The organism is Pelotomaculum propionicicum (assembly GCF_004369225.1).
Taxonomy (GTDB): domain Bacteria; phylum Bacillota; class Desulfotomaculia; order Desulfotomaculales; family Pelotomaculaceae; genus Pelotomaculum_B; species Pelotomaculum_B propionicicum.
In genome coordinates, this window is record NZ_QFFZ01000090.1 from 1 (window position 1) to 5,089 (window position 5,089).

Here is a 5,089-nt window from a genome sequence, read left to right on the forward strand (position 1 = left end):
GGTTGATCGCCTCCTATAAGTGACCGCCTTCTTGGTTGCCCAGTTATTACCAGTTGAGTATCTGGGATCAGTTTTTTATTGCCTTTTTTGCTTTCCCAGGACAAAATATTTTCCAGTTTTCTCGAAAATGGTGCTTGACATTTTACCGCTGGGCTTTCCAAAAATAAAGTACTACATTAAGACGATTGAGAATGAGATTTGGATCCATTTTCTCGGAAGAATTTTTTTATTTATCTTCATAATTTTGGGAACCAAAAACAGTTTTCATCCGTCTTAATATGAATGCATTTTTCGAACGGATGGAGTAGTAAATCACAGGGGCAATGTGATTATTTCTAATCCTGCTGCGTTATTAACCAACTGGAACCGAAATCGCGTTCCTTCTGGTAAGCCCGATGTAAATACCCTCAAGATTTACTTCAGGCTAGAAGTCGTAACGGTATACCAATATCGAGCCTCCTCTGGTCACATAACACATAGAAATATTTTTGTCCGTGGTCGTTAAGTAATTTTGTACTGAATCCAAGGTGTCTATCGTACGGGCAAAAAAAACAAGGCTCAATGGCCACCTAACGGGTTATTAAGAGGGCCTATATATTTGTAATTTCTTACATTGAAAGATGGCCAGCCTTATACAGCTTGATTTTCAGAAAAGGCTGAAGACTTGAAGTTAAAATGAAAAATTTTTTAGGACAGAGGGGTATCATAGAAGCCTCCTTTTTTCTCTTTTATACATGTAGGGAGATTGTTGAAGTGCGTTTAGATTAAATCTGGCTGAAAATATATAGAACTTAGTTCTTTTAGATCGCCTGCATATTAACATTCCATACAAATATATGAACAATAAGGCAGGCTACCGAAAGATAAGGTTTAAAACCATTGGATCTTAGGGTATGGAATATATTATAACAGCTGGGTCCCACCAATGTTTTTTGATCTGCCTGTTTTCATATGGTAGGTTCTTTTTGTCTTATGGAGGTGGTGATAGATGTTTACCTATGCTACTCTTGGTACCCTAGCTGGTGCTGTGGCCGCGACTGTTCTGGTGGTTGATTCCATTAAGGAACTTGGTTTCTTGAAGCATTTTTCCACTCGTTGTCTTGTAGTGGTAGTAGCTGAAGGAATTGTTTTTCTGTCCGATATTACTGCAGGAAGTTTTACGCTAAAAAATGTTCCACTTTGTGTTCTTAATGGTTTGCTGGTGGCGGCTTCCGCCATGGGAAGCTGGCAGGTGATTCATGATCGGCTGTTTGGTGGTTCTGAAAAGGCAAAGGGAGGTTGAGTGCCTTGGAGGGCAAACCGACTTTTCATGAATTAGTTGTCCGGGCTAAATGTGGTGATGAGCAGGCTTTTATTCAAGTGGTTTATCGGTTAAATCCGGCAGTAAAAAAATATAGCCGCTGGTCGGGTCATTATGTTGAATGTTATTCGGATCTGATAACTTGGTTAATGAGCGCGATTCATCAGTATCCGGCTTAAAAACTTGAAGATATAAAATCGAAAACTTTTTTAGGACAGGGGGGTATCAAAAAGCCTCCCTTTTTTCTCTTTATATGGTAAGAGGGCAAGTTGGTTTTCATGATGGGAGGTGAGATAATGCACTTTACTTGATGTTTCTTCTGGAGGATCTGGCGCTCATGATTTTGATCCGGAGGAAGCCCGGGCGATTGCTTGGTTTTTAACCGGTCTGCGCCGTGAAGCGATCAGACTAACTAAAAAGTACCGGCAGCTGGATGAGCACGAGCTTTTGATCCTGAATTGTCCGGTGACTCAAAGCATTGATGGCGATAAGTTGACCATGATTGATGTCATTCCTGCCGCTGTGGATGTTCCCGGTGAAGCTGAGGGTATGGTATTTGTCCGGGAAGCCCTCTTGTTATTAACGCCACAAGAGCAAAGAGTGGTAAAGGCAACGATTCTGGATGGATTTACCGAGCTAGAAGCGTCCAAGGAACTGGGAATATCACAGCCTGTGGTTCATCGCGCGAAAGAGCGTGCATTGAACAAGTTGCGGAAAGTGTTATGCAATAAGTGAGTTTACCATTGAGTATAGCTTATAATTAGCTCATTAAATTAGCAAAATCAAGGAGGTTTTGATTTATGCCTATTTTAGGATATGCGTTTGAGGGTTTGGTCCCCGAAAATTATATTGAAACAAAGAATACATTTACTGTATCAGAAACGGAAAATGTTGATGTCGTTTTAACACAATGGTCGTATATTGGTGGATATCAGAATCCAGCTTGGCTTACTTACCAACTCATAGCAAAAAGCGGTGGTCAAACCACTGGAGAGATACGAGTTGATGGACTGTTTACCAGTAAAAGTACAACAATTACGTTTTACAATGTAGCACCAGGAACCTATGTTTTGAGAATATTCAACAAAGGGGCTGGTCTTGCATACGGGAATGGCTATATATATTATCACTAGGCCGACAATCAGGTAGTGGACCGAGTTACTCCACCCTGTACAGGGTGGAGTAACTATAGAACTAGCACAATATTTTAAAGGATTCTCATTACTCTAGTGGGACTTTTATTCTTTGTAGTTGGGAATCGGTATGGTTATACCCAACTTTCGGAAGGATAAGAACAAGATATTTTGGTATACTTTCAGGTGATTCATATATCGACTGAAAATTCGATACTGTCATATTTCCTCTAATCTGCCGGTTCACTAGAGATCCACAGCTTGTTCCGAGAAGATGTTCTTTATCGTCTGTGGCATAAAAATCTAAATTACTATATTCATCTGCAATCGGCTGAGCTAATTCATAATCGATTATAGTGCTTAATGGAGTAATTTTTACTTTCTTTACCGTGATGATGGTTTGTCCGATTGCCTCTGTTTTCATTGGTGAAAATATTCTGGTGGCTGCGTCTGTGTCTTTTCTTGATACAGGAATTGGTCCAAGCAGCCATTCTCCTTGTTGATTATCAATCTGGCGAATTACTATCTGCAAGTCGAATGTCTCAGGTAAATCCCCGCGGGGATAGATTTCCACCAGTCCAACATTGCCGTTTTCAATCCTTTCAGCTGTTGCCTGTCTCGTAGCATGGATGGCTTTGCCGTCAATAAATAATTGCATATCCGCAATAAGTAACGGAATAGAATAAGGCCAAACATCTTTAAGATACAGGTCAGGTCTGGAAGTCGTGACTGTATAGCCAATATCGATCCTCCCCTGGTCATACAACACTTCTGTTATGGTAACGGAAATATCTTTATCTGTGGCTGTTCGGTTCACTTTTGTACTGAACCCTTTATCAATTGCATTTTGAATTCCCCTGTCTCCAACAAAATTGAACACCACATTGATGACGGGAATTCGCTCCAGCGCCCCGGCTATGACCGGGAAAATAAGACCGGACATGATCAGACACCCGCCGATTACGACCATGGCAGCAAAGCCGTAACCGATTTTGCGGATTATCGCCTTCCTCTGAAAAGATGTATTAAAGCTCGTGTTGTCAAGGGCTCGATCACGAATATTTTCCCAGGGAATAGATTGAACCGGGCAGCGGTTGGCCTCTTTATGTATTTCTTGTCTGATCATTTCATCCATGATTCGTTCGCTCCTTTACAACATTCGTCTTTTAACGCTTGTCTATCTTGCAGCCGCTTGGCCATCTGGCGACGTGCCTTGGCGAGTCGCCACTTATATGTGCCAAGACACCAACCTGCCACAATTGATGCTTCTCTGTCAGTTAAATCGCAGAAGTAACATAAAACCAGTGCAATCCTTTCCAGCTTACCCAGACTACACATGGCTTCTCGTACTGCAATCCTGGTCTCTGTTTGGTCAATTTTATCTGTAGGGTCTAATACCTCTATGGCAGGCACGGATGAGGTATTCGGCCGACAGCGCCATTGCTGGCGGGCCGCGTTCAATAGAATCTGATAAAACCATATACGAAACTTATCGGGATCCTTTAGCTGACCACGAAACTTATATAAATTGACGAAAGCGTTTTGTGCAGCTTCTTCTGCGTCGTATACGTTGCGTAAAACCAGCCAGCAGGTACGCACGGCAGTGGTCCACTGATCCCGGACAAATTCTTCATAAGCAATAATATCTCCTGAACAAATACGAGAGACCATTTCAGGCGTAATGTATTGATCACTTTTATTGTCCACCCACCTTTCACCCCCTTACTTAATATGATGCAAAAAACCTCTCAGACGGATGGTGTAATGTAAATTTTTTAAAAACATATGGAAAGTCACATTGAGATATGGTGCCAGGGGGGTGCCAGGGGGACGGGGTTATTGACACTATTCAGGCCCTCTATTCATACCAATAAGCCTTTCGATCTATCTGAAACAAATTTCCTATCCTCTCGTATTTCCAGTTGTGCCAGTGAACATAACTCCGACGTATTATCTGTTCCAGTGGGTTTGTCAACTTTCAAATATCTGTCTATTTATACCTATCATCATTATTATGATAAATACCGCTGGCACTTTCTTTCACTTTTCCAATACCCCTTCATACCACATTCCCCTTTCCAAAAATAAAGTACTACATTAAGACGATTGAGAATGAGATTTGGATCCATTTTCTCGGAAGAATTTTTTAATTTTTTTCATAATTTTGGGAACCAAAAACCGTTTTCATTCGTCTTAATGTGAACGCATTTTTCGAACAGATGGAGTAATAAATGCAGGGGGACAATGTGATTATTTTTAATTCTGTTGCGTTAAAAAACTGAATGAAGGGGGGTAAATCCAATGGGCTGTGTCAAATAAAAAGTGGTTCGCAAGGTGGCTAGGGGCAGCCGTACAAGCTAATTTCCCATAATCAACCTAACAGAACCACTAATGTTATTTTAACATCCATTATCTCTTTATGTAATAGGGATTAATAAAACAAGGAGGATATGGAAAGATGAAATTACCATCAAAAATCTTTAATAAATCAACAATAATTGGGATTGTAATAAGCCTGTTTTTGTTATGTGTATTTGCTAAACTAAAAGTGTACCAATTTTAACCCATTGATCACCAAAAAGTTGACCACCCGATCAAACCAATCCTGTACACTGTAACTGGAAATTAACAGGCGTACAGGAGGAAAGGAAATGAT

At 40.7% G+C, this 5,089-nt stretch carries 6 protein-coding genes; 4 read left to right on the top strand and 2 right to left on the bottom strand.

All coding sequences use genetic code 11. The features are described from left to right. The first annotated feature begins 988 nt into the window (after positions 1-988). The 4 genes from Pmgp_RS18655 to Pmgp_RS18670 all read left to right on the top strand — a co-directional run bounded on the left by Pmgp_RS18655 (position 989) and on the right by Pmgp_RS18670 (position 2,433). Complete coding sequence (locus Pmgp_RS18655; protein WP_134216105.1) at positions 989-1,282, top strand: hypothetical protein; 294 nt, start codon at positions 989-991, stop codon at positions 1,280-1,282. 5 nt (positions 1,283-1,287) lie between these two features. Then, entirely contained in the window at positions 1,288-1,479 is a 192-nt protein-coding gene (locus tag Pmgp_RS18660) for a helix-turn-helix domain-containing protein (protein ID WP_134216111.1), read from the top strand. A 268-nt stretch (positions 1,480-1,747) separates the two neighbouring features. Then, positions 1,748-2,035 carry a sigma-70 family RNA polymerase sigma factor gene (locus tag Pmgp_RS18665; protein WP_243119957.1) on the top strand — a complete coding sequence of 96 codons (288 nt, stop codon included), beginning with the start codon at positions 1,748-1,750 and terminating at the stop codon, positions 2,033-2,035. Positions 2,036-2,100: 65 nt separating this feature from the next. After that, the gene (locus Pmgp_RS18670) at positions 2,101-2,433 is read left to right on the top strand and encodes a hypothetical protein (protein WP_134216115.1); all 333 of its coding nucleotides are present in this window, start codon (positions 2,101-2,103) and stop codon (positions 2,431-2,433) included. A gap of 88 nt (positions 2,434-2,521) precedes the next feature. On the opposite strand, the gene Pmgp_RS18675 is transcribed toward Pmgp_RS18670, so the two are convergent. Next, positions 2,522-3,568, bottom strand: coding sequence for a DUF4179 domain-containing protein (locus Pmgp_RS18675; protein ID WP_134216117.1), 1,047 nt, complete (start codon positions 3,566-3,568; stop codon positions 2,522-2,524). Beyond that, entirely contained in the window at positions 3,556-4,140 is a 585-nt protein-coding gene (locus Pmgp_RS18680) for an RNA polymerase sigma factor (RefSeq protein WP_134216119.1), read from the bottom strand. The genes Pmgp_RS18675 and Pmgp_RS18680 overlap by 13 nt, the downstream gene beginning before the upstream one ends. Positions 4,141-5,089: the final 949 nt, after the last annotated feature.